Annotated in this window: 17 protein-coding genes; 12 read left to right on the top strand and 5 right to left on the bottom strand. The window is 39.5% G+C overall.

Annotation, left to right across the window (positions count from 1 at the left end):
• Positions 1–2: 2 nt before the first annotated feature.
• The 9 genes from QSE00_RS13825 (at position 3) to QSE00_RS13785 (ending at position 10,671) form a co-directional block, all read left to right on the top strand.
• Positions 3–3,155, top strand: coding sequence for a SusC/RagA family TonB-linked outer membrane protein (locus QSE00_RS13825; protein ID WP_286106393.1), 3,153 nt, complete (start codon positions 3–5; stop codon positions 3,153–3,155).
• 12 nt (positions 3,156–3,167) lie between these two features.
• Positions 3,168–4,910 carry a RagB/SusD family nutrient uptake outer membrane protein gene (locus QSE00_RS13820; protein WP_286106392.1) on the top strand — a complete coding sequence of 581 codons (1,743 nt, stop codon included), beginning with the start codon at positions 3,168–3,170 and terminating at the stop codon, positions 4,908–4,910.
• A gap of 80 nt (positions 4,911–4,990) precedes the next feature.
• Positions 4,991–5,878 carry a carbohydrate kinase family protein gene (locus QSE00_RS13815; protein ID WP_286106390.1) on the top strand — a complete coding sequence of 296 codons (888 nt, stop codon included), beginning with the start codon at positions 4,991–4,993 and terminating at the stop codon, positions 5,876–5,878.
• 418 nt (positions 5,879–6,296) lie between these two features.
• Positions 6,297–6,584, top strand: a complete 288-nt coding sequence (locus QSE00_RS13810; RefSeq protein WP_286106389.1) for a helix-turn-helix domain-containing protein — start codon at positions 6,297–6,299, stop codon at positions 6,582–6,584.
• Positions 6,581–7,774 (top strand): virulence-associated E family protein, encoded by a 1,194-nt coding sequence (locus QSE00_RS13805; RefSeq protein ID WP_286106388.1) that lies wholly within the window; start codon positions 6,581–6,583, stop codon positions 7,772–7,774. The genes QSE00_RS13810 and QSE00_RS13805 overlap by 4 nt, the downstream gene beginning before the upstream one ends.
• Positions 7,775–8,000: 226 nt before the next feature.
• Positions 8,001–8,864, top strand: a complete 864-nt coding sequence (locus QSE00_RS13800; protein ID WP_286106387.1) for a toprim domain-containing protein — start codon at positions 8,001–8,003, stop codon at positions 8,862–8,864.
• A gap of 161 nt (positions 8,865–9,025) precedes the next feature.
• Positions 9,026–9,322: a mobilization protein MbpA gene (gene mbpA / locus QSE00_RS13795; RefSeq protein ID WP_286106386.1), complete on the top strand. Its 297-nt coding sequence runs from the start codon at positions 9,026–9,028 to the stop codon at positions 9,320–9,322.
• Complete coding sequence (locus tag QSE00_RS13790) at positions 9,319–10,188, top strand: relaxase/mobilization nuclease domain-containing protein (RefSeq protein WP_286106385.1); 870 nt, start codon at positions 9,319–9,321, stop codon at positions 10,186–10,188. Before mbpA ends, QSE00_RS13790 begins: the two co-directional genes overlap by 4 nt.
• Before the next feature lie 18 nt (positions 10,189–10,206).
• Entirely contained in the window at positions 10,207–10,671 is a 465-nt protein-coding gene (locus tag QSE00_RS13785) for a DUF6730 family protein (RefSeq protein WP_286106384.1), read from the top strand.
• A gap of 68 nt (positions 10,672–10,739) precedes the next feature.
• Here QSE00_RS13785 and QSE00_RS13780 read toward each other — a convergent pair whose 3' ends face one another.
• The 5 genes from QSE00_RS13780 to QSE00_RS13760 all read right to left on the bottom strand — a co-directional run bounded on the left by QSE00_RS13780 (position 10,740) and on the right by QSE00_RS13760 (position 18,070).
• Entirely contained in the window at positions 10,740–11,087 is a 348-nt protein-coding gene (locus QSE00_RS13780; protein ID WP_286106383.1) for a hypothetical protein, read from the bottom strand.
• Positions 11,088–11,376: 289 nt separating this feature from the next.
• Positions 11,377–11,748: a hypothetical protein gene (locus QSE00_RS13775; RefSeq protein WP_286106381.1), complete on the bottom strand. Its 372-nt coding sequence runs from the start codon at positions 11,746–11,748 to the stop codon at positions 11,377–11,379.
• An 11-nt stretch (positions 11,749–11,759) separates the two neighbouring features.
• Positions 11,760–14,975, bottom strand: coding sequence for an Eco57I restriction-modification methylase domain-containing protein (locus tag QSE00_RS13770; protein WP_286106379.1), 3,216 nt, complete (start codon positions 14,973–14,975; stop codon positions 11,760–11,762).
• A 323-nt stretch (positions 14,976–15,298) separates the two neighbouring features.
• On the bottom strand, positions 15,299–16,552 hold the full coding sequence (locus tag QSE00_RS13765; RefSeq protein WP_286106378.1) for a tyrosine-type recombinase/integrase: 1,254 nt from the start codon (positions 16,550–16,552) through the stop codon (positions 15,299–15,301).
• 753 nt (positions 16,553–17,305) lie between these two features.
• Positions 17,306–18,070 (bottom strand): GntR family transcriptional regulator, encoded by a 765-nt coding sequence (locus QSE00_RS13760; RefSeq protein ID WP_072864300.1) that lies wholly within the window; start codon positions 18,068–18,070, stop codon positions 17,306–17,308.
• A 107-nt stretch (positions 18,071–18,177) separates the two neighbouring features.
• Here QSE00_RS13760 and QSE00_RS13755 point away from each other — a divergent pair, with 107 nt between their 5' ends.
• The 3 genes from QSE00_RS13755 (at position 18,178) to QSE00_RS13745 (ending at position 24,190) form a co-directional block, all read left to right on the top strand.
• Positions 18,178–19,413 carry an MFS transporter gene (locus tag QSE00_RS13755; RefSeq protein WP_093978957.1) on the top strand — a complete coding sequence of 412 codons (1,236 nt, stop codon included), beginning with the start codon at positions 18,178–18,180 and terminating at the stop codon, positions 19,411–19,413.
• 63 nt (positions 19,414–19,476) lie between these two features.
• On the top strand, positions 19,477–20,928 hold the full coding sequence (locus tag QSE00_RS13750) for an L-fucose/L-arabinose isomerase family protein (RefSeq protein WP_093978958.1): 1,452 nt from the start codon (positions 19,477–19,479) through the stop codon (positions 20,926–20,928).
• Positions 20,929–20,956: 28 nt separating this feature from the next.
• Positions 20,957–24,190 (top strand): SusC/RagA family TonB-linked outer membrane protein, encoded by a 3,234-nt coding sequence (locus QSE00_RS13745; protein WP_093978959.1) that lies wholly within the window; start codon positions 20,957–20,959, stop codon positions 24,188–24,190.
• Positions 24,191–24,206 lie beyond the last annotated feature (16 nt).

The following is a 24,206-nucleotide window of genomic DNA, read 5'->3' as shown; positions in this document are numbered from 1 at the left end:
TTATGAAACTGAAACTCTTATTATTACTAATGACGTTTGTTCCTTTAGGGCTATTGGCCCAGGAACAGATAAAAGGTACTGTGACCTCCCAGGATGATGGAATGCCGTTGCCAGGGGCCTCTGTGGTAGTGGCCGGCACCACCAATGGTACAACCACGGATTTTGACGGTAACTTTTCCCTTGATCAAGTGCCTTCGGACGCAACACTTTCAATAAGTTATGTTGGCTTTTTAAAGATGGAGATTCCCGTAAATGGACAGTCTATCTTCAATATTGTATTGCAGCCTGATGCACAAATGTTGGACGAGGTTGTTCTAACGGGCTATACCACAGAACGAAAGGCCGACTTAACCGGGGCTATAACCGTAGTGGAACTTGGTCCTGTGGAAGGTCAAAGTTTAAGCTCGGGTAATGCCATGCAGGCTTTACAGGGAAGGGTGCCTGGTCTTTTTGTTGAAAAGTCGGGTAACCCTAATGGTACCAGTAGCAGAATTCTAATTAGGGGGGTTACCACCTTGGGAAACAACGACCCCTTGTATGTAATAGATGGGGTGCCAACAGTTCGGCAAGAAGTTTTTTCGGGACTTAATCCCAGTACTATTGAATCTGTTCAGGTTTTGAAAGATGCATCCGCTTCTTCCATTTATGGTTCCAGGGCAGGTAATGGCGTTATTATCGTAACCACCAAGAACAGCACCAAAGCTGGTGGGGAAGAGAAATATAAGGTAAGTGTAAATTCTAACATTTCCGTACAATCCGAAAAAAAGCAGCGTTATGATATGCTCAATTCCCTACAAAGGGGTGAAGCATTATGGAGGGCATCCGTCAATGATGGTGCCGATCCAGCTGGGGGTTATGGGGAAATCTATAATTTTGATTGGAATGGGGACTTTAATAATCCGGTACTAAACAGTGTAACGCTACAGCCCTTTGTTGGCGGGGATGCCAATGTACCTGCAGGTGATACGGATTGGCAGAAGGAAGCCTATGAAACAGGTTATGTGTACAATAATGAAGTTTCCATTTCAGGAGGAACGGACAAATCCTTTCATCTTATCAATATGGGACATCTTAAGAATACCGGGATTCTAAAACATACAGGATACGAAAGATTTTCAGGGAAATTGAATTCCAATTTCAAATTGTTCAATGATAAATTGAAGATCGGCCTAAATACAGCTTTTACTAGCTCTGATGAAACATTGGCCTCTACTGATATTGGTAGCGCCCCAACTCCGGCATTGGCAATTAGCTTGGCGCCTACTATACCTTTGTTTGACAGTAATGGTAATTATGGTGGGCCTTTGGGAGCTGGTTACTCGGATCGTAACAATCCGGTTCTAATGCAATACTTAAATAGATGGGACAATACGGAAAGGACCAATATTTTCGGAAATGTATTTGCCGAATTACAGATATTGGACAATTTAACTTTTAGAACGAGTATTGGACTTGATTTTGGCGACTATAAGCGCAAGGACATTGAGCCTAGGGTAGCCAATGGTTTTGTAAACAGGAGTAATAATAGGTTGATATTGGATACCAACAAATTTACCAGTGTTGTCTTTACCAATACCTTAAATTATAATTTGGAATTGGGCGATCATCGTTTTGGCCTGTTGGTGGGAGCAGAATCCATTAAAAATGATTTTGATTCGGTTACGGCCATCGCCGATGGCTTTGCGGTAGAGACCGAGTCTTATTTTGTATTGGATGCGGCTACTGGCGCTAGGACAAATACTGGACGTTCCAGTGGAAGTAGTCTGTTGTCCCAGTTTGGAAAATTAAATTATGCTTTTGCAGATAAGTATTTAGCCTCTGTTACCGTTCGTAGGGATGGTTCCTCCCGATTTGGTGAAGAAAACAGGTATGGTGTTTTCCCGGCCGCAACTCTGGGTTGGAGAGTTAGCAGGGAAGATTTTTTCAATGATGAAGGTGCGGTTTCGGATTTAAAATTCCGTGCAGGATACGGTGAAGTTGGTAACCAATCTATTGGTGACCTGGCCAGATTTGGTCTTTACGAATCAAGATATGGTCCCAACCAAGATCAATTTATTCCTGATTTTTTCAACCAGTATTATAATGTTGGAACAGCATATGATTTAGGAGGTAATAACGGGGGAACCTTACCTTCAGGATTTGTTTCCATTCAAGCTGCGAACCCGGCGCTTAAGTGGGAAACTACCAAGGAATTTAACTTTGGTGTAGACTTTGGGCTTTTTAACAATGCAGTAGTAGGAACTTTCGATTACTTTACCAGAGAAACCAGTGACATCTTGATTACACCTCCAATCGCCTCAGTCATTGGCGAAGGACAACAGCGTGTTCTTAATGGGGCTACCACAGAAACAAAAGGATGGGAGCTTTCGGTGGCCTATTCCAAAATGTGGGATAGTGGATTTTCAATGGCGGTATCTACTAATTTTGGAGCTTTCAAAGACGAGATAACCTTTTTGCCCGAAGAAGTTAGGGCAGGTTTTCCCGGAACGGCAGAGAATTCTATCCTAGGTCAGTCACAATTTTCCATCTTTGGTTATAAAACGGATGGTCTGTTCCAAAGTCAGGCGGACATTGATGCGAGTCCAGCACAGGTCGGTGCCAGGCCTGGAGGGTTGAAATTTCAGGACCTTAACGGAGATAATGTAATAGATTCCGATGACCGTGATTTCATTGGGAATACCTTGCCGGACTTAGAATATGGTATTAGGATTGACCTAGGATATAAAAACTTCGATTTTTCCATTTTTGGTTCGGGTGTAGCGGGAAGAATTGGTCAAGATCCTTATATATTTTGGAATAATTTTACCCAAGGGAGGGAGAATGCCGGTCTAGGGGTTCTCAATGCTTGGACTCCAACGAATACCAATACTGACATACCGTCTCTGTCATTGGCTTTCAACGATCAAAGAACATCAGATTATTTATTTAGAAAGAATTCCTATTTCAAAATCAGAAACTTACAAATAGGGTATTCTTTACCTGAGGAGGTGATCAATAAATTATGGGGGATGACTGGACTAAGGGTCTATTTTCAAGGAGAGAACCTCTTTTGGTTTACTCCAAAGGATTATATAGGATCGGATCCAGAGCGTACTACTGTCGACAATATTCCTGTGCCGACTGTGCTTTCGTTGGGACTTAATTTGAACTTTTAAAAAATGAAAATCATGAAAAGAAATAAAATATATATAATTGGGGTGCTGTTTACGTTGTTTTTGACCTCTTGTGACAAGGACTTTTTGGAATATGAACCAGAGGGAGTGCTTTCCAATGAAAATGTAGCTACAGCAGATAACGCAGAGGCATTGGTAGTTGCCGCCTATGCTGGGATTGCCAACGATGAAATGATCGGACCCTTGACTCACCAATGGGTATACGGAAGTGTGCGCTCGGATGATGCCTATAAAGGTGGTGGAGGCCGAAGCGATGTGGATGTAGTAGATCGCTATGAGCAATACAATTTAACAATTCCGGATTATGGGGATTGGATGGCGCCAAGAACTTGGACCAACTATTACAAGGCTATTTCAAGGGCTAATTTTGCGTTGACCGTGATCAATGATATCCCAGATGCGGAATATCCCAATAAGACCTTAAGGCAGGCCGAACTTAGATTTTTGAGAGCACATTCACATTTTATGTTGAAGCTTTTGTTCAAAAAAATTCCATATATCATAGAAGGTTTGTCTCAAGAAGAGACGGCTGCCATTTCCAATGATGTGTCCAACGATGAATTGTGGAACACTATAGCGGAGGATTTTATTTTCGCATATAACAATCTTCCCCAATCGCAGGACGAAGTAGGTCGGGCAGATAGGAATGCAGCAGCGGCATATATGGCAAAACTTAGGCTATATCAGGCCTATGAGCAAAATGACCAACACCAGGTAACCGCTATTAATCCTGCGCGACTACAGGAAGTAATAGATTATGCGGATGAAGTTACTTCAAGTTTGGAGGGGGACTATGGAAATAACTTTTTGGATGGTTTTGATAACGGCCCAGAATCAATTTGGGCAGCACAGTTTTCTATAAATGACGGAACAAAGGTAAGTAGAGTAAGTTTTGTGACTGGACTTAATTCGCCTCATGGATCGGCACTGTACGGATGTTGTGGCTTTCATCTGGCCAGTCAGAATATGGTAAATGCCTTTAAGACCGATGTCGCCGGTTTGCCATTATTGGACAGTTTCAATGATACGGATATTTTCACAACCGTCAATGAAGACGGAACTGTAACTCCATCTGCTGGATTAACAGTAGATCCCAGATTGGATCATACCGTGGGAATCCCAGGAAGACCTTTTAAATACAGAAATACTGTGGATGCTGCCGGCGATATGGTATATAACTTTAGTTGGGCCAGGGATCCAGGCGTTTATGGCTATTTCGGAAATATGAAGGAGCAACAGGCTCCCGATTGTTCCTGTTATGTTAAGGAAGGACCGTTTGTTGGTACTTCAAAGAATGTTGATTTTATAAGGTACGCGGATATTTTGCTGTTCAAGGCGGAAGCCTTGATACAATTGGATCGTTGGGATGAAGCTTTACCCTTGATCAATCAGGTTAGAGCACGTGCAGCGATAAGTACCCAACGACAGATCGATGCTGGTGCAACGGATATTTATAACATTCAACAGTACACGACCTTCCCTGATAAGGACTATGCCTGGAAAGCCTTGAAATTCGAAAGGAGATTGGAATTTGGTATGGAAGGACCACGTTTCTTTGATTTGGTAAGATGGGGTGAGGCAGCAACAGTGTTGAACGCTTATTTGGCCGAGGAAAAAACAAAAAGAGATTTCTTGTCCAGTGCAGTTTTTACGGCAGGAAGGGATGAGTATTATCCAATTCCACAACGTGAGATAGATTTTACAGGTGGACTCTATACGCAAAATCCTGGATATTAATTTAAGTCCGAGTTAGTTTGAGTTAGTTTTTAAAGGCACGGATAGTAGTATCTCCGTGCCTTTTATTTAAAGTTTGAATTATGAAAAAATTAAAAGCTATTTGTTTCGGTGAAGTTTTATTTGACAATTTCCCAACTCATTCGAAGATTGGAGGAGCACCATTGAACGTCTCTTTACGATTACAATCATATGGGGTAGAAGTATCCATGATAAGTAGCGTAGGTGATGATAGGGAGGGGAATAAAATTATTAACTATTTAGACAATTCTGGTGTCAATACGGATGGAATACAGATTAGTCCCAATTATGGGACTGGACAGGTAAATGTTGTCTTAAATGATAAAGGGGTGGCATCTTATGATATTGCCTACCCGGTTGCTTGGGATAAAATTTTGCCAAGGAAATTTTATGTAAGCCAATTAAAGATATCGGACATCTTTATTTACGGTAGTTTAGCCTGTAGGGATAATACTTCACGTACAACCTTAAAGCAACTTTTGGAAGTTGCTCAATACAAGGTTTTTGATGTTAATTTGAGAGCACCACATTACAACAAAGAACTGCTCTTGGAATTATTGCAACCCGCCAATTTTGTGAAATTTAATGATGATGAATTGTACGAAGTGGCTGGATATCTTGATTCTAAGTACAATTCTATGGAGCAGACCATAGCCTTTGTTGCCGAAAAAACCCAAACGGAAACCATTTGTGTTACCAAAGGCGCCTACGGTGCAGTCCTATATCACCGAAAGATCTTTTATTATAATAGTGGTTATAGGGTTAAGGTTCTTGATACTGTAGGTTCTGGTGATTCTTTTTTGGCCTCTGTAATTTATAAGTTGTTTACTGGTGAAGACCCTCAAGCCGCTATCAATTTTGGTTGCGCTGTCGGGGCCATGGTGGCTAACAGCGAAGGAGCTAACCCTATAATCACAATGCAGAAAATATCCAAATTTATGAATCCTTAATATATCGGTTGCATATTACTAATTTTAAATCCTCAGAAGATTATTCATAAAAAGCAACAGTGTATTATTACAATTGCAGTAATGTAGAAAAATAAATCTGCGTTTTTTGGGCTCGTATTTACTTCTTCATTGGATTTTAATTGTTAATAACTATAAAATCCCCTATAAATCGACTTTTTTCCACAGATATTAGTTGTTGCCATTTGATATCAAATGAATTCAAATAAAATTAAGGAACTCCATATGCAATAATATTTGTTGTGTTTTGGTTTAATTTGTTGTAATTCAATTAGTTGTGAATAACTATTTGCATTTCCTACTTTCCTCACTTGCCCTTTTTTATACATTTATCCCAACTACAAAACTGTAGGTAAACAAAAGCGCTTTTGTTCATTCTGTAACCCTAAAAAAGAAACAAATGGACAATTTATTAATCCTGGAACGACTTGATCGTTTGGAAAAACTGCTAACGGCCCATAAAGAGGTATTGACTTTTGAGGAAACCTGTGACTATACCGGAATATCGAGAAGTTATCTTTACAAACTGACTTCCTCGGGAAACATTCCCCACTCTAAGCCCAACGGAAAAATGATCTTCTTTGAAAGAAGAAGGCTGAACGATTGGCTACTTCAAAATGGCCGTATACCCAAGGCCAAAACCGTAGAGGAGGAGGTGGGATATCCGACCCAAAATAGAAGGGGATGATAGTCGGTGACCGGGGCGATCAACTTTACAAGGTAAAGGATGCCAAGAAAAAGACTGTCTACGATTATACCATTGAATACTTGGGAGGGAAGTACGATATCATGTACAATGAGATATCCCATGATTTCCAGATATCATTCAAGAAACGAGCTGAATGGTCCTATCTGAATCTCAATTCCCTGATTATTGAACTAGCCAAAGCAGGTGTCGAGATCAGTACCGGGAAACTTGAAATCTTGATCCGGTCGGAACTCATTCCCAAATACAATCCAATCAAGGCTTATTTTAAATCCCTTCCCAAATGGGAAGGGGAGGATCACATACAAAAATTGGCATCCTACGTCCCCACCTATGATGATGAGGCTTTTCTTTACCATTTAAAAAAATGGTTGGTCCGTGCCATAAAATGCGCACTGGAACCGGGCTACTTCAACAAACAAGCATTGATTATAAGCCATAAGGGTCAAAGCTCAGGGAAATCTACCTGGTGTCGGTTTATTTGTCCCCCAGAATTGGCCGATTATATGGCAGAGGATATCAGTAATGATAAGGATGCCCGCATCCAATTGTGCCGCAACTTTCTGTACAACCTGGACGAATTGGCCGTATTGACCAAAAAGGACGTGAATGCCCTAAAATCATTTTTCTCAAAGACCTTTATCAATGAACGCCTGCCCTATGACCGAAAGAACACTACCCTCCCCAGGATCTGCTCCTTTTTGGGCTCAACCAACATGTCCTCCTTTCTAAACGATGAGACAGGATCCGTACGCTGGTTGTGCTTTGAGCTCAAGGATAAAATAGATTTCTCCTACTCCAAGGAAATCGAGATCAAGAACGTCTGGATACAGGCCTACCACCTCGCATATTATGACCCCAGATTTAATCCAGAACTTACGTTAACGGATATTATGGAGAACGAAGAACGCAATAAGAAATATACCAAATTGACTACCGAGGAAGAACTTGTTTCTAAATACTTTGAAAAGTCGAATGATATCAACGACTTTGTGACCGCCTCGGATGTATTGGTCAAGCTAAGTAGCTTAAACGTAAGACTTAACCAAATAAACCTTGGGCGCGCCTTATCGGGGTTCAACTTCCAACGAGTGAAACATCCCAAGCGACAGGTGTATGGGTACCTGGCCAAATCGGTATTTGCAAAGAGCCCTTGGGAATTGGAACAGTAGAAAAGTGCCATTGCACCTACCTACTTACCTAACGGACCACGACCGCCCTAACTGCGGGAGCTACCATAGGTAAGATACATTAACCCCAAGTTACCTAGGTATTACCTATCCTACCTTTTAGGGTAAGAAGGGTAAGATCAAAAAAACATCCCTCCTAAGCGATCGACCCTTATAAACATTGATTTAGGTAAGAAGGTAAGAGAAAAACGAAAAAAAGAATTAACTGATGAAAAAAGAAAGAATTATTAAGCTGACGTGTGAAAGAGCCCGAGCTTTTCCCATCGAAAAAGCGTTGGCAAAACTAGGGCACTTTCGAACAAAGGAATCTAATAAAGAAGCTTGGTTCCTGAGTCCGTTCCGCTCAGAAACCCAAGCCTCTTTTAAGGTATCCAAGAAACTGAACCGTTGGTACGACCACGGAATAGGGAAAGGGGGAAATATAATCGACCTGATTTGCCTGGTCAACAACTCATCGGTAAGGGAAGCATTGGATTGGCTACAAAACGGCCAAATCTCTTTTTCTTTTCAACAGCCCCTTTTTGAAGAGGATAAACAGGATAAGATCGAGATAAAATATATTAAGGTACTGGGCCATTTTGCGCTAGGGGAATACGTAATGAAAAGGGGGATTTCCATCTTGACTGCCAGAAACCTATGCAAGGAAGTCCACTATAGGTTTAAGGACAAGATGTTTTTCGCCCTGGGATTAGCGAACAATTCCGGAGGTTGGGAACTGCGCAACAAATACTATAAGAATTCCAGTTCCCCAAAAGACGTCACCCACCTCCAGAACGGAAACAGTAGGCTGATCGTCACCGAGGGAATGTTCGATATGTTGAGCCTGATGGAGCGGGACAAGCATTTAATGGAAGACTGTGATCTTTTGATATTAAACTCTTTAGGCTTTTTGGAAAGAATGGTTAAAATGTTTGACACCTATGACACCGTTTCGCTCTATCTGGACAATGATAATGCAGGAAAAAGTGCAGTTAAATTGATAATGCGACATCAGTCAAAATGTACCGACAGGTCAAATTTATACGAGAATTTTAAAGACGTAAATGGATGGTGGATTGCTCAAAAGATATGATCTGATGATGATAATATTTTATCCAGAAAATGAAATAACTATTAATAAATACAATTTTAAAGCATAAATAAAATAATCTGATTGAGATGTAATTCAAGATGTGTCTTTGTTGCCACAAAGACAATCTTGCTTTGCTCCCGAAGGTCGCAAAGACGTAAAAAATGAAACGTACCTATGTTAAATTTCGATGTTCTCTATTTGAGAAAAAGTTGCTCCAGATAAAGGCTAAAAAGAGCGGTCTTAGCGTGAGTGAATATTGTAGGCGTGCCGCCTTTGGAATTAAGATCATTGAACGGTTAACAGAGGAACAAATAGACCTTTATAAGATGTTGGCCAAGTACGGTACCAACTTTAAATTGATCGGGAACATGTACCGAAAACGGGATCCTAATCTGACGGCCGAGGTGACCAAGCTGGCAGAAGAACTACAGAACCACCTTTATAATTTCAAAAAATGATAGGCATAGGAAAATCAATATCGCATACCGGAAATTCCATGAGCTATGGCTGGAACAAGGAGAAACAAGCCGAGGTCGTATACTCCAATCACGTAGCTGGGCAAACTCCAAACCAGATTACCAAGGAATTCAACATCATCCAATCCCAGAACTATCAATGCAAAAAGAACACCTTGAGTTTTGTCATCAGCCCTACCATTGAAGATGGAAAACAGCTAAAAGCCAAAGAGCTCAACGAGATGACTGCAAAATTTCTCAAGGAAATGAAATTACAGGAACATCAGGCCATCGCCTTTGTTCATAGGAATCAGCCACATACGCATGTTCATGTGTACGTAAACCGTATCGATTTTAACGGAACTGCTTATAACGACAGTTTTATTGGGAAGAGGAGTCAGCTAGCCGCTGAACGGGTGGCAGAGAAAATGGGGCTTACCACGGTACGGGAAGTACAACTGGAAAGATTGGAACAGCTACTGAATATAAGACAGGAGATTAAGCAGGTACATGAAAAAGTGATGAACGAACAACGCCCCAAGGACCTGGATAGTTATATCAAGCTAATGAAGGAAAAAAACGTACAAGTTATCCCAAGTATCAATAAGTCCAATCAGCTGCAAGGGTTCCGGTTCCAATACAAGGGCCAAAACCTAAAGGGAAGCGAGGTACACCGTTCCATGTCCGGTAGCAGAGTGGTGATGGGGATAGCCAACCATGCAGAGAAAAGCATTCTTCAGGGCCAGTATAAAACTGTTAGCCTGATGGGAAAGGCCACCCAGCTAAGTGGGAATATCGCTATAAAACTGGCTAAAACAGTCATTAAACAAGCGATCCAAAAAAGTGCTGGAATGGAAATAGGATATTAATTTGAAAACCAAAACAATATGGCAAAGCTAGACGAAATCACGGAATTATTGGTCGATGAACTGGAAGGACTGAAACAGATGTTGGTACAATTGAGAACACTGACCAAGGAACTGACCAGTTCTGAGACCGTAAAGGATATATCCCAAATACGGTACAAGCAGGAGGAACTCAATAAAACACAGGACAATCACTTCCGAGAGCAAAATACGGGACTTAGTGAAGTAAAACAAGAAATAAAAACGGCACTCCTAATTCCGAAATGGTTCCTCATTATGATATTGGCGATTCCAATACTTTCCATCTCCACATTGGGCTATCTAGGCTATCAGGTTAGACAGTTCGAGAAAGAAAAAGAGATAGCCTTCCAGGAGGGAAAAGCAGCTGTTTCAACAGAGTTGAATGTTTTTTTCAAGGAACACCCAGAGGTTTACAAGGGATTTCTGATTTGGATGGAAAAAGAGAAAGAGCCAAATCCAAAGTAGGTTGCGCCCTATGCTGTTTTTGCTGGACGCTTATCTGCCCAAATATTAAAAAATGGCCAAAGCTCCTTTTATTCCAATTCCATTTTTGTAATCTCAAAGGGCATGGCGCATATATCCTCCGTTTCAAATGTCTCATACATATACCCACTAAACCTTACCTTTAGACCATCCTCCTTAAATTCTTCTGAAAGGTTGCAGGGGACCAAAGGGAGGTAGATATTAGGAGGTGTAGAAATTCCAATTATGGTATAATTTGACTGACAGCCATCCTTGTCAATTTCGCCAATAAGATCTGTAAACCTTGCTTCAATTTTTCTGTTCTCCTCCTGAAAACAATTCGGCTGGGAGTCATCATTGGAACATGAATGGGTGACCATGAGAAGTAACAGCAGTTTGATAATATTCGTTGGTTTCATAATAGCTTCTTAATGGTATAATGCATGAACTAGTATAATAAAATATCTCTCTAGTCGCTAAATTGAGGATGCATTCTAATCAAAAAAGTTGCTTTAACTTTTAAATTTTTTTCCGGAGGGTTTTTAGGCGAATGATATTGTAACCCTACTACCAATACTGCCCAGGCTCATTTTTTTCCGAATATTGGGTTTTTATATAAAGACCACTTAACGGTCAGGAGTTAGAAAGATTTCTCTTGAGGGCCTTAATAGTCCTTGGTATATACAAGGATGACCGGATATTAGATTTTTAAAACGCCTCCCAAATATTCTCTTCCATGTATTCATCCCAACGTATTAATTTTTCAACGGTAATGTTATGGGGGATCAGTGATCTGTCCTTGAATGTTCCGGGCGGTTCTGCCATATAGAAACTGCCGCGGTATCTATGTTCCTTATACGAGCAATATACTGCCACATTGGGACCGTCATATTCCTCGTACACATACACTATTTTGGTTACAGTAACTAAAAACATATCGCCTTTCTGGGATTTTTCTATCATTTCCTTAAAATCCAAGGCCGATACTAGGCTACCCTCTTGCACCAATTTGGCCATTTTGTGCATGGCACTCAACAAGGCACCCTTAAAGGCTTGTTCTTCGTTACGGTCCAGTTCCATAAATAATAGTTTTAAGAATTCTCTACAACCTTGATTTCCTCCTCCGTTAAGCCGTAAAGTTCGTAGACCTTGGCATCAATTTCTTTTTCCGTTCGGGTTATGTGTGCTTGAATGTCCTGTATTTTTTTCTTTCGTTCGTTAAAATATGTAAGCCATTCGGCCTCCTCGGACAATGAAAGACCCACTTTTTCCTTTTTTAATTCTTTTAGAAAATCACTAAATTCCAATTGATGCCAATTTTCAAGTTTTCTACTAAATTTAACGATACCAAACTTGGATTGCAATAAATCTAATAATTGATTCAAATCACTATTTAATTCCTTTGTATTGACGATCATGGCATTGACCAGAACATCCAATTCGCCATTTAGGTTTGGGATAGGGATTTGACCAAAATACTTCCATATCAGCTGGCAACCATTTTGAATTTGAGTACAGTATTTGGTAATGAGCCACCAACCCATATTAGAATTCAGGATTCCCACGAGACTTTTATTGTTTGAAGGAATTATCCACATTGAATCATTACAGTAAAGACCTTGCTCATCATAAATAAAGCAAGGTTTGACTTGGAATTTTTGATACATGATTTTTGGAAGTTTGAAATCTCGATGGTACGCAATTGCATCTTGTGTCTCAAACCACCTATTGTTGGTTTTTTTTCGACTTCCTTTTCGTCCAGATTGTTCCAGTCTTTCTTTCCCAAAATCCAAAAGGTACTTCTTAACTCCTGGGTAATCCTCAATGTCAATATTTAGTGAAGGAAATGTGCAAATCATAAACATATCACCTAAAGGACCATGATAAGGTTTAATATCTCTTCCTCTCAAAACTGGATGTATTAATTCAGCACTTTTAGGATCTTCCAAAAGAATTTTATCTCGCTGATTACGTTCGAATACGAATGCGTCTGTCAACCCTGTAAGTACACCACGGAGTGATTTTCCATTTGTATATTCATCAAGTGAGGTAAACCTGGTTTCAAGTTTGGAAAGTAAATTATTACCTTTTTTGGACGAAATCACCCAAGTCCTATCATCAAAACTGTTGGTGGAGTAACTTTCAAAACTTAGGGCAACATTGGTTTGGAAATCGGATGCGGTTGCTGACTTTAGTACGGCTATATTAAATTTCTTAGTTGGCGCTGCATTTTCAGCTATAAAAATAAGTGGATATGTCGTTGCTCCCTGAAAAATCTGAATATCCCCAAAATCAATCAATTGCACTATTCTTTTTTTCAAAAAGTACTTTCTCAAGGGTTGACCGTAGCCAGCTTGCAGCCATTTATTTGGCATAATAAAAGAAATAACGCCAGATGGTTTTAAAATTTCAAATCCTTTCTCAACAAACAGCACATACAAATCACCCCTTTTATCAAAGGTTTCAAAACCAATTTGCTTTAATTGTTCAGATGTCTCCTTAATGACCTCTAGTTTAACATAAGGCGGATTCCCGATCACCACATCAAAACCTCCTTTTTTAAATACCTTGGGGAATTGTTGCTGCCAATCAAAGGCCTTATTCCCGGCCACTTTTTTGTCGTCTATGAGACTGTTGCCACATTTAATATTACTGCTAAGGTCGTTCAACTTTCTTCTGGGCTGGGCGGTACGAAGCCATAACGAGAGTTTGGCTATTTCCACACTTTCCTCATTAAGGTCTACCCCATAAATATTGTTTTCCAAAATGGTGTTCTCTATGTCCGCAAAGACCAATCCGCCGCCCAATACTTTGGCCTTTAGCTCATCTATGTACTTGTGCTCTTTGATCAAAAAATCCAGGGCTTGGTTCAAAAAAGCCCCAGAACCACAGGCCGGGTCGCAGATGGTGAGCTGTAAGAGCCAGTCCCTATAATGGTCCAACAACTGCAGTAGTTCTGCCAATTTCTTTTTGGGCCGGTTGGCACGGCTCTTGAAGTATTCCTCCTCAATAAAACCGAGTGTCGATTTCTTTTCTTCGCACAGTTTGCCGATAGTGTTCTCTACAATATATTTGGTAATGTACTTTGGGGTATAGAAAACCCCATCCTTTTTTCGTTTGCTTTTTTGTTGGTCAAAAACAGTTCCTTCGATCTCTGCATTGACACTTTCTATTTCGTTAAGCGAGTTCTCAAAAATATGTCCCAAAATGTTGACATCCACCTGGCTTTCAAAATCGTAATTGGCTAGTTTTAGGGTGTGCTTATAAAGCATTTCATCATCGATCTCCAGTCCGTCCAGAATAGTGTCGGGTTTGAAGAGTCCACCATTATAGGCGTATATTTCTTCCCTATTGGTTGTGCCTTTCCTGCCCGTATCCAAATAATGGAAATACTGTTTAAAGAGATTGTACAGCGGACGTTCGTCCCCAAAGTCCATATCCGCCCGCCATTTTTTCAAGATCTGCACGGTAGAATTGGGGGGTAATAAACCCCTGTCCTCAGAGAAGAAGATAAAAAGGAATCGGTCAATAAGTTTTTGGGATTTTTTAAAAAGTGCCAACTTTACGTTTTTCTCCAAACTTTGCAGCTCCTGTTCCAAAGCCGAGCCAATGGATATTTCCTCCAATTCTTCCTTTCGGGAATTTTTCAGTCTTTTGGCATTCTTTTTTACCAGATCGCGGTACAGTTCCCGTTTAAAAATGGAATAATCCTTATAAAATTCTTTGGTGATCTGTTCCTCTACCACAACGGAGTCTTCCTTTATTTTTTGGGGAAGGTTCTGGAAAATGTTGTCCTTATGGAGGCATAGGTAGAGCAGGGCAAACTCATCTTCGGAAAGTTCAAAGAGATTGAATTCCTCAAAATCGGATGAATCATTAATATAAAAGCGGAGTTTTTCAAAGTTGGAGGTGATGACATAGACACAGCCCTTTTGGTTGGCTTTGTAGTCAAAGGCCTGGCGCCGGATGCTTTCCAGGTCTTTGGTTTTGGTACCTTTTAGTTCTACCACTCCAATCGCTTTTTCTCCCAAAAGAATGGCCCCGTCCGCCTTTCTATTATTCTTTTCGTTCTTAAACTCAGTTGTTAGATCGTAATTTGGACTAGGATTGATAGTGTATCCCAATATATTTACAAACAACTCTGTAAGAAAGGTAGCTTGGAACTGCTCTTCCTTTGAGTTCCTAATATTCTCTTGAATAGTTTGATTTAGAAAATAAGAGGAATACCTTTTATATGCTTTTAGAACAGTTTTGCCATCCTGTAGTTTCAGATACTTTTTAAGGACAGAACTTTGGAAAAATGCCATTTAAATCTAGGTCTGGTTTAGGCTTTTAAAAATAGTGCTTTTTTATGATTAGGAAGGGTAATGTTAATTCAGCATATTAAATTAATTGCCTTATCTCAATTAAGTAGGTTGCGCCCTATGCTGTTTTTGCTTGACGTTTATCTGCCTGAACACTACAAAAACAGCATAGGATCCAAGCGCAAAGTTCTTGGGTAAGATTTGGGAGATTTTCCATTCTAATAGAATTGTAACCAACCGATATGTTTTTTAATGAAAATTTCATAGTGTTTTTTACAGAGCACAGAATCTCCGTCTTATTGGAATAAAAGAAAAACAATAAGGAGCTAAGAAACGATTTGCTCATTAGCGTCATCCAAAACAGAATTATCAAAGCTCTTTAAGTAAATTTCAGTGGTTTTAACAGAATGGTGCCCCAGGCCTTCACTAATAATTTCAGTAGAAATCCCCATGTTTTTGGCAATAGTGGCCCAAGAATGACGGATGTAGTAGGAGGTGATCTTTTCTTCGATACCAGCATCTTCAGCAATTATCTTGAATAACTTATTAACTAACCTTCTGTCGGATTTATACTTTGTGAATGTTTCAACGGATCCATCATAACCAATGGGAAAAATAAAATCGTTAGGGCTTTTTCCTTCTTTATAATATTCTAAGATACTCGCAAATTCATCTGTTATTTTAACCGATAGAGGATCGCCTGTTTTGCTTCTTCCATAAAAGATTCGACTTTCCCCGATATCTTTTAACCGCAATTTTGCGAGATCGATTAAGTTCATGCCCCTACAATTGAACATACATAATAGATAATTTTGGGTGTGCCAAAGGTTGGAACCTTTCTTGTATTTTAAATTTCTAATGGTAACTATACTTTCTTTGGAGAGGGCCTTCTTCTTGGTACGTCGGGTTGTTGGTATTCTGTAATGATTAAATGGGTTTTTGATCGGGACGTACCTATCTTCCTTTATAGCACTGTTGTATATTGCCCTAACCCCACGCATATAGGCACTTATTCCGTTATTTGAATTTCCCTTAGCTTTATTAACTAGTTCAAACTCCTTTAGAAAAGTTACGTTAAGCTGATAGAGTTTAATAGGTGCGCCTTTATTGAAGTTTACAAATGCGGCTATTGAGTTTTGATACCATTTGGCCGTACTGGGCTTTCCTTCCCTCAATTTCCGGTCAATCAAAACTTGTCCCCACTCCGATAAAGATATTTCATTAGAGAGGTTCTTTTTTAAATCGGAGTCTAATTTCTTATCCCAGGATTCCTTAATATTTTCTATTAGGACATCAACAGATATCTCATTGATAATTTTACCAAGTTTATCAATTATCGATTTGGCCGAGTACAATTTTTCGTTCAGCTCTTTATTTATTTCATCGCATTCCTGTTCTCTATTAGCAATGGCTGATTTCTTAAATGCCATGTTTTTCTCATCCCATCCGTCACTGGAAGTAAAAAAGGGAAGTCGAATAATTCTTTGCTTTTTATGAAACACACGCAAGGCAATTGGATACAATCCATCTGTGTTTTTTGAATGCGTACGTACGTCTAAAATTAGTCTTGCGCGAGCCATATTTCACAGGTTTATATTGTAAGATAATCAAAAATGTGCATACTTTGTGCATAGTTTTTTTTGATGTTATTTGATATCATATGATATCAAATGTGTGTAATCTACTGTTTATCAATGATATATAAGTATAAAAGAATCTATAGGAAGCTATGGGAAACTAAAAAAAGCGCCTTCTAAGCAGGCGGTCGAAGGTTCGAATCCTTCTGCCATCACCAATAATTATAGGGCCTCCAAGAAATTGGGGGCCTTTTTGGTTTTACAAAAGGCTCAGAAAAGGCTCACTTTTTTTAAAACTGATAGAACATTTCGGCATGGATACATAGCTGGCTGTTTTATAAATTGTTGATAATCAGTTGTTGACAATTTTTTTATTTTTCATTCTAAAAATAGTTTACAAGTCAAAAAGCAGGGGGTCATAAATTCTAGGTATTCAATGTTTGTGGTTGTGACTACTATATAAATCGGAGGGTGGAAATATGCCAATTTCTAGGCGCAATAGAGACCCTAAATACCTGTCCAGGAGTGTATAGTTCGCAATTTGAAATTCAGTTTGGAATTCATGCTGTATTGTTTTCAGGTTGCATATAACATAAGAGGTATATTTAATAATATTGCTTCTGTGGGTCTTATGGTTGTGTTAAAAAATCATTACTTCAGCTATCATTTCCCGAGTACTATAAGCCCAATTGCTCAATGCAACTATACTTTATGCAGAGGCTGCTATTAGTCAATGTATTATCATAATAGGTAGTTCTATTTTTCAAGTGTTAGTTGCGGCTTGGCAACAACTGCAAACTTATATTTATCTCCTCTATAGTAAGAATGCTCTATTTCTACAATTTGATCAGGTTCACAAAAAACGGCACCATCCAGAACAAAAGCAGCCATAGGCACTTCATTTTCGAAGTTGTTTTTTTCCTCATTTGGAGTTAAAATGGTATTTCCTAAAGTACGTTCAACATTGGTCAATTTTAGATTATATTCCTTTTCATAGGCTGTTATTAATGAGATTCCTTCAAAATCCCGAATGTTTATTTTCGGGCAGAGGGTCATAGAAATGTACCTAGTTTCGTCTTTAAGTAAAATTTCATCGGCATATCGTAGACGGTGAATTTTTAATATTGGACCATTCATTATATAATGCTTGTTATTGATATTTGTAGAAATTCCCTCGTCCATGACTACCTTTTCTATAATTACATTTTTGGGTTTAAAACCTTCCTGTACCAGTTTCGTATTGAAACTTTCCTTTACGGCATCAAAGGCACCTAAAACTCTGGTTATATGCTTATCTTCGAAACGGTTTAGAACATAAGTTCCCTTGCCTCTGATACGATTGGCCCACCCTCTAAGTTCAACTTCAAGTAGGCTCTTTCTAGCGGTAGTGTTGCTGACAGAGTACATCTCAATCAATTCGTTTTCAGAAGGAATTTTATCTCCAGGCTGATATTCGCCGGATTCTATTTTTTGGATTAGTTCCTTACTGATGCTAATATACTTGGGGGTTGCATTTTTCATAATCTAGTTTCATTTATTTGGGATATACTTACAAAATTATCAATAAAATTTTGATATATGCAAAATATGGTTATATTTGTTGTTAACAAATCTTAGTGCGTTAAGTTATGTTTAAGCAAAAAAATGTTTATTGGATAGTTGTGTTTATGGCATTCTTGGCAACTGCGCTAAGTTTCTTGGATAGACAAGTTTTGTCTGTTTCTATAATTAGAATCAGAGAAGACTTTCCAATTTCGGATACGGATTATGGTTTCATCAATACAGGATTTTTAGTAAGCTATGCGATAATGTTTACCTTAGGGGGGATTTTGATAGATCGGTTTGGAAGCCGTAAAGGGCTTGGTTACTCCGTTGGTATTTGGTCTTTGGCCACAGCTCTTCATAGCGTTGCTACAAATGCTTTTCATTTTGGGATATATCGCTTTTTTCTGGGATTGGGAGAAGGCGGTGCTTTTCCAGGTGCTATTAAGGCGGTAGTGGAATGGGTTCCAAAGAAAAAGCAGGCTCTAGCCAATGGAATCGCCATTGGGGGTTCGGCCCTTGGGGCTGTAGCTGCACCACCTTTATGCGTATATCTTATCGGGACTATTGGTTGGCGTGGTGTATTTTTGGTTACTGGTATTTTTGGGTTGTTATGGGTGCTGGTGTGGTTCTTGCTCCCAAAGAACAAGGCTAAAGCAAAGCGTGATTTGAAGGAGGTTAAGTCTTGGGCGGAAACTTTTCGTTCTGTTGGCAAGATATTGAAAATAAAAGAGGTTTGGATTTTTATACTTATCCGGTTTATTTTGGATCCGATCTTTTATTTTTATATGTTTTGGATTCCAAAATACTTAAGTGATTCAAGAGGTGTCGACCTGGAAAAGATTGGTGAACTTTTTTGGATTCCATTTTTGGCCTTGGGGATTTCCAATATGTTGGGAGGTTTCTTTTCAGATAAAGTTTTTAGAAGTACCGGGAATCTGGACTGGGCCAGAAAAGGGGTAATGGGCGTTGCGGCAATTCTGACCTTATCTGCTCTATTTGTTAAGTATATGCCCTCCGAAGAATGGGTGATTGTTATAATGGTGGTGGCCTTTTTTGCGCATGGTCTTTGGATAACCAATTACATAACGGCAATCAGCGATACATTTGGAAAGTCTATTACATCAACTGTTATCGGACTATCCGGGAGTGCAGGTGCTTTATCTTCAGTATTGATAAATCCTTTAATGGGGAATATAATCGAGAAGTTTTCTTATGATCCTATGTGGATTTATTCGGGCCTGATGTACCCTGTTGCTTTCATCCTTTTTTTGGTGTTGATGCCAAAAATCAGGCAGTTAAAGCATATCCCCACTATTTAATTTTTTATATAAAAAATTACTTAGTGCGTTAAATAAATAATATTAAACGTTAATTATATTTATATGAAATTCAATATTAAAAAGGAACCTCAGCGTATCGGTGTTTTTGGAGTAGGGTACGATGTTTATTGGGGGCAATTTGACGGACTCTTGGATGAGCTAATGGGAAAGCATAGTGTTTTATTGGAGAAACTAAGCGATAAGGGTGCGGAAATAGTGGATTTCGGTATGATAGATAACCCAAAAAAGGCCTATGTTAAACTAAAGGATATTCAATCAGCCAACCTGGACCTTGTCTTTTGCAATATGTTAACCTATGCCACGTCGGGTACATTTGGAATTATCGTAAAATCTCTTTCTATCCCGATCGTTATGGTGGCAATGCAGCCTAGAAAAGCTTTGGATTATTCTAAAGCTTCTACCTACATGCAATTGGTAAATGACGATATCTGTGCGTTACCAGAATTTGCAGGCGTTGCTGCCCGCATGGGAAAAAAAGTACCTGACATGATTATTGGAACATTGTATGATGATGATCATGTCGATAAACGAATTGATGAATATTGCCGTATTGCAAAAGTACTTCATGATCTTAAGAACGTTCATTTGGGACACATTGGCCACCCTCTGAATGCCATGTTGGATATGCATACGGATGCCACAATGTTGACTTCAATTTTTGGGTCGCATGTGGTGCAGTGTGAGGCGAATGAAATAATGTCTTGCTACGATAGGGTGACAGAAGAGGAAATAAAAATGAAGGAGCAACAGATTCTGGATTTTTTCGATACCCCAGATCCAGTTTCGGATCCAATATCACTAAAATTAATTGATGAGGACCTGCGCATTGCGGCGAAAGTGAGTATTGCTTTGGAAAAGTTTGTTGTGGAGAGAAATATAGATGGGCTGGCTTATTATTATGATGGCCCTCCAAACAGCGAGTTAAGAAGGGTTATGTCCAATTTAATTGTAGGAAATTCAATTCTAACTTCCAATGGATTCCCTATGTGTGGCGAATCTGATCTAAAGACTCTTATTGCCATGTTAATCATGGATCGACTAGGGATTGGAGGAAGTTTTGCTGAGTTTCACCCGGTAGATTTTAATGATGATTTTGTTCTTGTAGGCCATGACGGACCTCACAACATTTCCATTGCGGATGGAAAACCTATTCTTAGGAGTCTGAAAAAATATCATGGGAAACCTGGTAATGGGGCTGGCGTAGAATTTAAGATAAAGGAAGGACCAATTACAATGCTCTCAATTAACTCTACCTACGACGGTAAGTTCAAATTTGTGATTGCAGAAGGTCAATCTATTAAAGGGGCAATCCCCCCAACGGGAAATACAAATACCCGTGGACATTTTAAGCCAGATGTGCGTTCATTTCTGTATAAATGGATGGCAGAAGGCCCAACCCATCATTTCGCTTTAGGTATTGGGCATCACGCACAGAGTATTGCTAAAATAGCAAACTACCTAAACATTGAATCGGTAATAATATCAGAGAATTAACTCAATAATAAATTAATATCAAGTAATTATGAAACCTATGAAAAATTTTAAAAAATGGTGGGGCGCTAAGAACCCTCGCTTCCTAACGTTTGTTCTTGTCATGTTTAATTCTTTCGGAGTGATGGCCATTGATTTTGATAATCCTTCAGATTTCGATAAGAATGAGATCCAATCAACAATTACAGGAAATGTGGTGGACGCCAATGGTGCGCCCCTGCCAGGTGTGAATGTATTGGAAATGAATACGTCTAATGGCGTTGTTACTGATTTTGATGGAAATTTTTCAATTACAGCCAATTCCTCTAATGCTATTTTGGTTTTCTCTTACATTGGGTTTGTTAAAAAAGAGATTGCAGTTGGCGGACAGAGTAATATAAGCGTAATTCTTGAGGAAGATGTTAGTAATCTTGACGAAGTTGTGGTTGTCGGTTATGGTACACAGCTAAAGAAGGATCTCACGGGATCCATAACACGAGTGGATATGGACGAGGTAAGCCAACCTTCTATTGCAAGTTTTGATCAGATGCTGCAAGGTAAAGTTGCAGGAGTACAAATTTCCCAGACTTCTGGAGCCCCAGGGGGTAATATAAATATTTTGGTTCGTGGTATGAGTTCTATAACCGGAGGCAACGAACCATTATATGTTGTTGATGGTTTTCCAATAGGAGGTGGGGGCAATTCTGATTTTGGATCGTATGGAACGAACCTGTACTCCGCTGCAGGAATTGCGGGTAATACCCAACAACGCATAAACCCCTTAGGGTCAATTAATCCTTCTGATATAGAGTCTATTGATATACTAAAAGATGCTTCGGCTACTGCAATCTATGGTTCTAGGGGGTCGAATGGTGTTATTATTATTACAACGAAGAGAGGAAAGGTCGGGAAATCGGAAATCAGTGTTGAAGCGTCACTGGGAATGCAGTCGGTTGCGAATAAACTTGATATGTTGAACAGTCCCCAATATGCGGAATTTGTAGCCCAAGGAAGGGATAATGCGTGGGTATTTGCTGGCGGCAATGCGGATGACCCAAACAGTGTACGCTCTGGGGCAACACAGGTACCGTCCGCCTTTAGGAATCCTTCTTCGATCAGTGTTGATACAGATTGGCAAGATGTAATCTATAGGGTTGCCCCGGTACGGAACTATCAAGTTTCCTTTAATAATGGAAATGAAAAGACTCGTTTTTTTATAGCTGGAGGTTATTTTGACCAAGACGGTATTATCGAAACGTCAAGCTTCAAACGTTTTAATTTACGCACAAATATAGATTCTAATATTTCTGATAGACTTAAAATAGGGACTTCCTTGACTGGTTCGTACAGTTATGGTCGATTTCCGAATAGTGAAGGCCACTATGGAACAGGTGGGCTCATCATGGCAGTTCTTTCCGCTGCGCCCACTATACCGGTTTATGATGAAAATGGCGAGCCTTATTTCAATCAGGATGATGTCTCCGGCGGTTTAGGGTGGTTGGCAAATCCACTTGATTTGCTTAGTGGGTTTTCCGATAATAGAAGAACCGCTAATATATTGTGGAACAATTATTTGGAATATAAATTGCTTGATGGGCTTACCTTTAAATCCACTATAGGTTTAAACTACACGGCAGGACAAATAGATATTTGGAGGTCCTCTAAGATACCTAATTTTACAAATTTGAATTATCCTGCCAATGCTGGGGCAACTAGAACCAATGTTATCAATTGGCTTAATGAGAACACTTTGAACTATAAAAAAACCATAAACGAAAACCACTTTTTTGATGTTTTGGGAGGGTTTACTGTTCAAAAGGATAGATTCGATAGGCTTTCTGCGGGGGCATCGGATTTCCCAACTGAAAATGTACCCTACATTTCGGCAGGTATCGTTAATGCAGGCGACCAAATTATCTCAGAATGGTCCTTGCTCTCCTTTATGGGAAGAGTTAATTATTCTTATGATAGTAAATACTTATTCACTGCTACAATACGAAAAGACGGTAGTTCTCGTTTTGGAAGCAATAATAAGTGGGGTGCCTTTCCTTCTGCTTCCGTGGGATATAATATTTCTGAAGAGGGTTTTATGGACTCGATTGATTTCATAAATAATTTGAAACTGCGGGCTAGTTATGGAATTTCAGGGAACAACCAGATTGGAAATTATAACCATATAGGTCTTTTATCCCAATCCAATTATGTTGCGAATGGGAGTCAGGTTCCCGGGTTAGTTCCTAGCTCTCTTTCAAATGATAATCTGACTTGGGAAAAATCCAAACAGACCAATGTTGGTCTTGACCTGGGCTTATTCGACGACCGGATCTCACTAACTGTTGATGCTTATAGAGATTTAAAGACAGACCTTCTTCTTGCCGTGCAATTACCATCAGCAACCGGCTTTCAAAGTGCAACACAAAACATTGGAGATATAGAGAATAGAGGTTTGGAGTTCGGATTGAGAACTATAAATATTCAGGCCGGCGATTTTACTTGGAACAGCAACGCTACCTTAAGTACTAACCAGAATAAGGTTCTCAAGTTGGCAACGGAAACTGGGAGAATCTCAAATAATGCTTTTCAGATAACCGAGGTAGGAGAATCGATCTCAAGTTTTTATATGTTAAATGCTATAGGCGTTTTTGCTAATGCAGCGGAAGTAGCAGGTGCAGCGGTTCAGCACCCTAGAACACAGGCAGGCGACCTTATTTTTGAAGATGTCAACGAGGACGGGGTGATAGACAACGATGATCGTAAAATTGTAGGAAGTCCTTTTCCTGATTTTACTTGGGGTTTTGACAATAGATTTTCATACAAAAATCTTAGTCTTGGCATCTCATTGGTAGGTTCAGAGGGAGCCTCTACGTATTTTCAAGCGGGTACTGCAATTCTTAATAGTGCCGGTGTACAAAATCAAATAGCTGATATATCATTGGGTAGATGGGTTTCTGAATCTCAGCCTGGTGAAGGGTTTCAACCTAGGGCTATTAGAAGCAACTATGCAAATGGGTTCGGTACTAGTTCACATTTTTTGTTCGATTCTTCTTTTACCCGTATCAAAAATGTTAATCTGACTTATAATTTTCCATCAGACACCGTTAAAGATCTAGGCATTAGTGCATTGTCTTTATATGCGGACGTTGCTAACCTTTATACCTTTACTGATTATCCGGGATATGATCCCGAGTCCAGTACATCTGGAAGTGATATTGCAAGTTCCGGAATAGATTACTTCACTTATCCGTTGGCTCGAACTATCACTATCGGACTCAAACTTTCTTTCTAATCCTTCAAAAATAGAA

It is taken from the genome of Arenibacter flavimaris (genome assembly GCF_030291335.1).
Taxonomy (GTDB): Bacteria; Bacteroidota; Bacteroidia; order Flavobacteriales; family Flavobacteriaceae; genus Arenibacter.
Note: the sequence above shows the minus strand (reverse complement) of the source record. Positions and strands in the feature narration are given on the sequence as shown.

Bases quoted from the DNA above. Each gene is read 5' to 3' on its own strand.
- QSE00_RS13825 (WP_286106393.1), top strand. From the start codon at position 3: ATGAAACTGAAACTCTTATTATTACTAATGACGTTTGTTCCTTTAGGG.
- QSE00_RS13800 (WP_286106387.1), top strand. From the start codon at position 8,001: ATGAAAAAAGAAAGAATTATTAAGCTGACGTGTGAAAGAGCCCGAGCT.
- QSE00_RS13780 (WP_286106383.1), bottom strand. From the start codon at position 11,087: ATGAAACCAACGAATATTATCAAACTGCTGTTACTTCTCATGGTCACC.
- QSE00_RS13770 (WP_286106379.1), bottom strand. From the start codon at position 14,975: ATGGCATTTTTCCAAAGTTCTGTCCTTAAAAAGTATCTGAAACTACAG.
- QSE00_RS13755 (WP_093978957.1), top strand. From the start codon at position 18,178: ATGTTTAAGCAAAAAAATGTTTATTGGATAGTTGTGTTTATGGCATTC.
- QSE00_RS13820 (WP_286106392.1), top strand. From the start codon at position 3,168: ATGAAAAGAAATAAAATATATATAATTGGGGTGCTGTTTACGTTGTTT.
- QSE00_RS13775 (WP_286106381.1), bottom strand. From the start codon at position 11,748: ATGGAACTGGACCGTAACGAAGAACAAGCCTTTAAGGGTGCCTTGTTG.
- QSE00_RS13785 (WP_286106384.1), top strand. From the start codon at position 10,207: ATGGCAAAGCTAGACGAAATCACGGAATTATTGGTCGATGAACTGGAA.
- QSE00_RS13805 (WP_286106388.1), top strand. From the start codon at position 6,581: ATGATAGTCGGTGACCGGGGCGATCAACTTTACAAGGTAAAGGATGCC.
- QSE00_RS13815 (WP_286106390.1), top strand. From the start codon at position 4,991: ATGAAAAAATTAAAAGCTATTTGTTTCGGTGAAGTTTTATTTGACAAT.
- QSE00_RS13750 (WP_093978958.1), top strand. From the start codon at position 19,477: ATGAAATTCAATATTAAAAAGGAACCTCAGCGTATCGGTGTTTTTGGA.
- QSE00_RS13810 (WP_286106389.1), top strand. From the start codon at position 6,297: ATGGACAATTTATTAATCCTGGAACGACTTGATCGTTTGGAAAAACTG.
- QSE00_RS13745 (WP_093978959.1), top strand. From the start codon at position 20,957: ATGAAACCTATGAAAAATTTTAAAAAATGGTGGGGCGCTAAGAACCCT.
- mbpA (WP_286106386.1), top strand. From the start codon at position 9,026: ATGAAACGTACCTATGTTAAATTTCGATGTTCTCTATTTGAGAAAAAG.
- QSE00_RS13760 (WP_072864300.1), bottom strand. From the start codon at position 18,070: ATGAAAAATGCAACCCCCAAGTATATTAGCATCAGTAAGGAACTAATC.
- QSE00_RS13765 (WP_286106378.1), bottom strand. From the start codon at position 16,552: ATGGCTCGCGCAAGACTAATTTTAGACGTACGTACGCATTCAAAAAAC.
- QSE00_RS13790 (WP_286106385.1), top strand. From the start codon at position 9,319: ATGATAGGCATAGGAAAATCAATATCGCATACCGGAAATTCCATGAGC.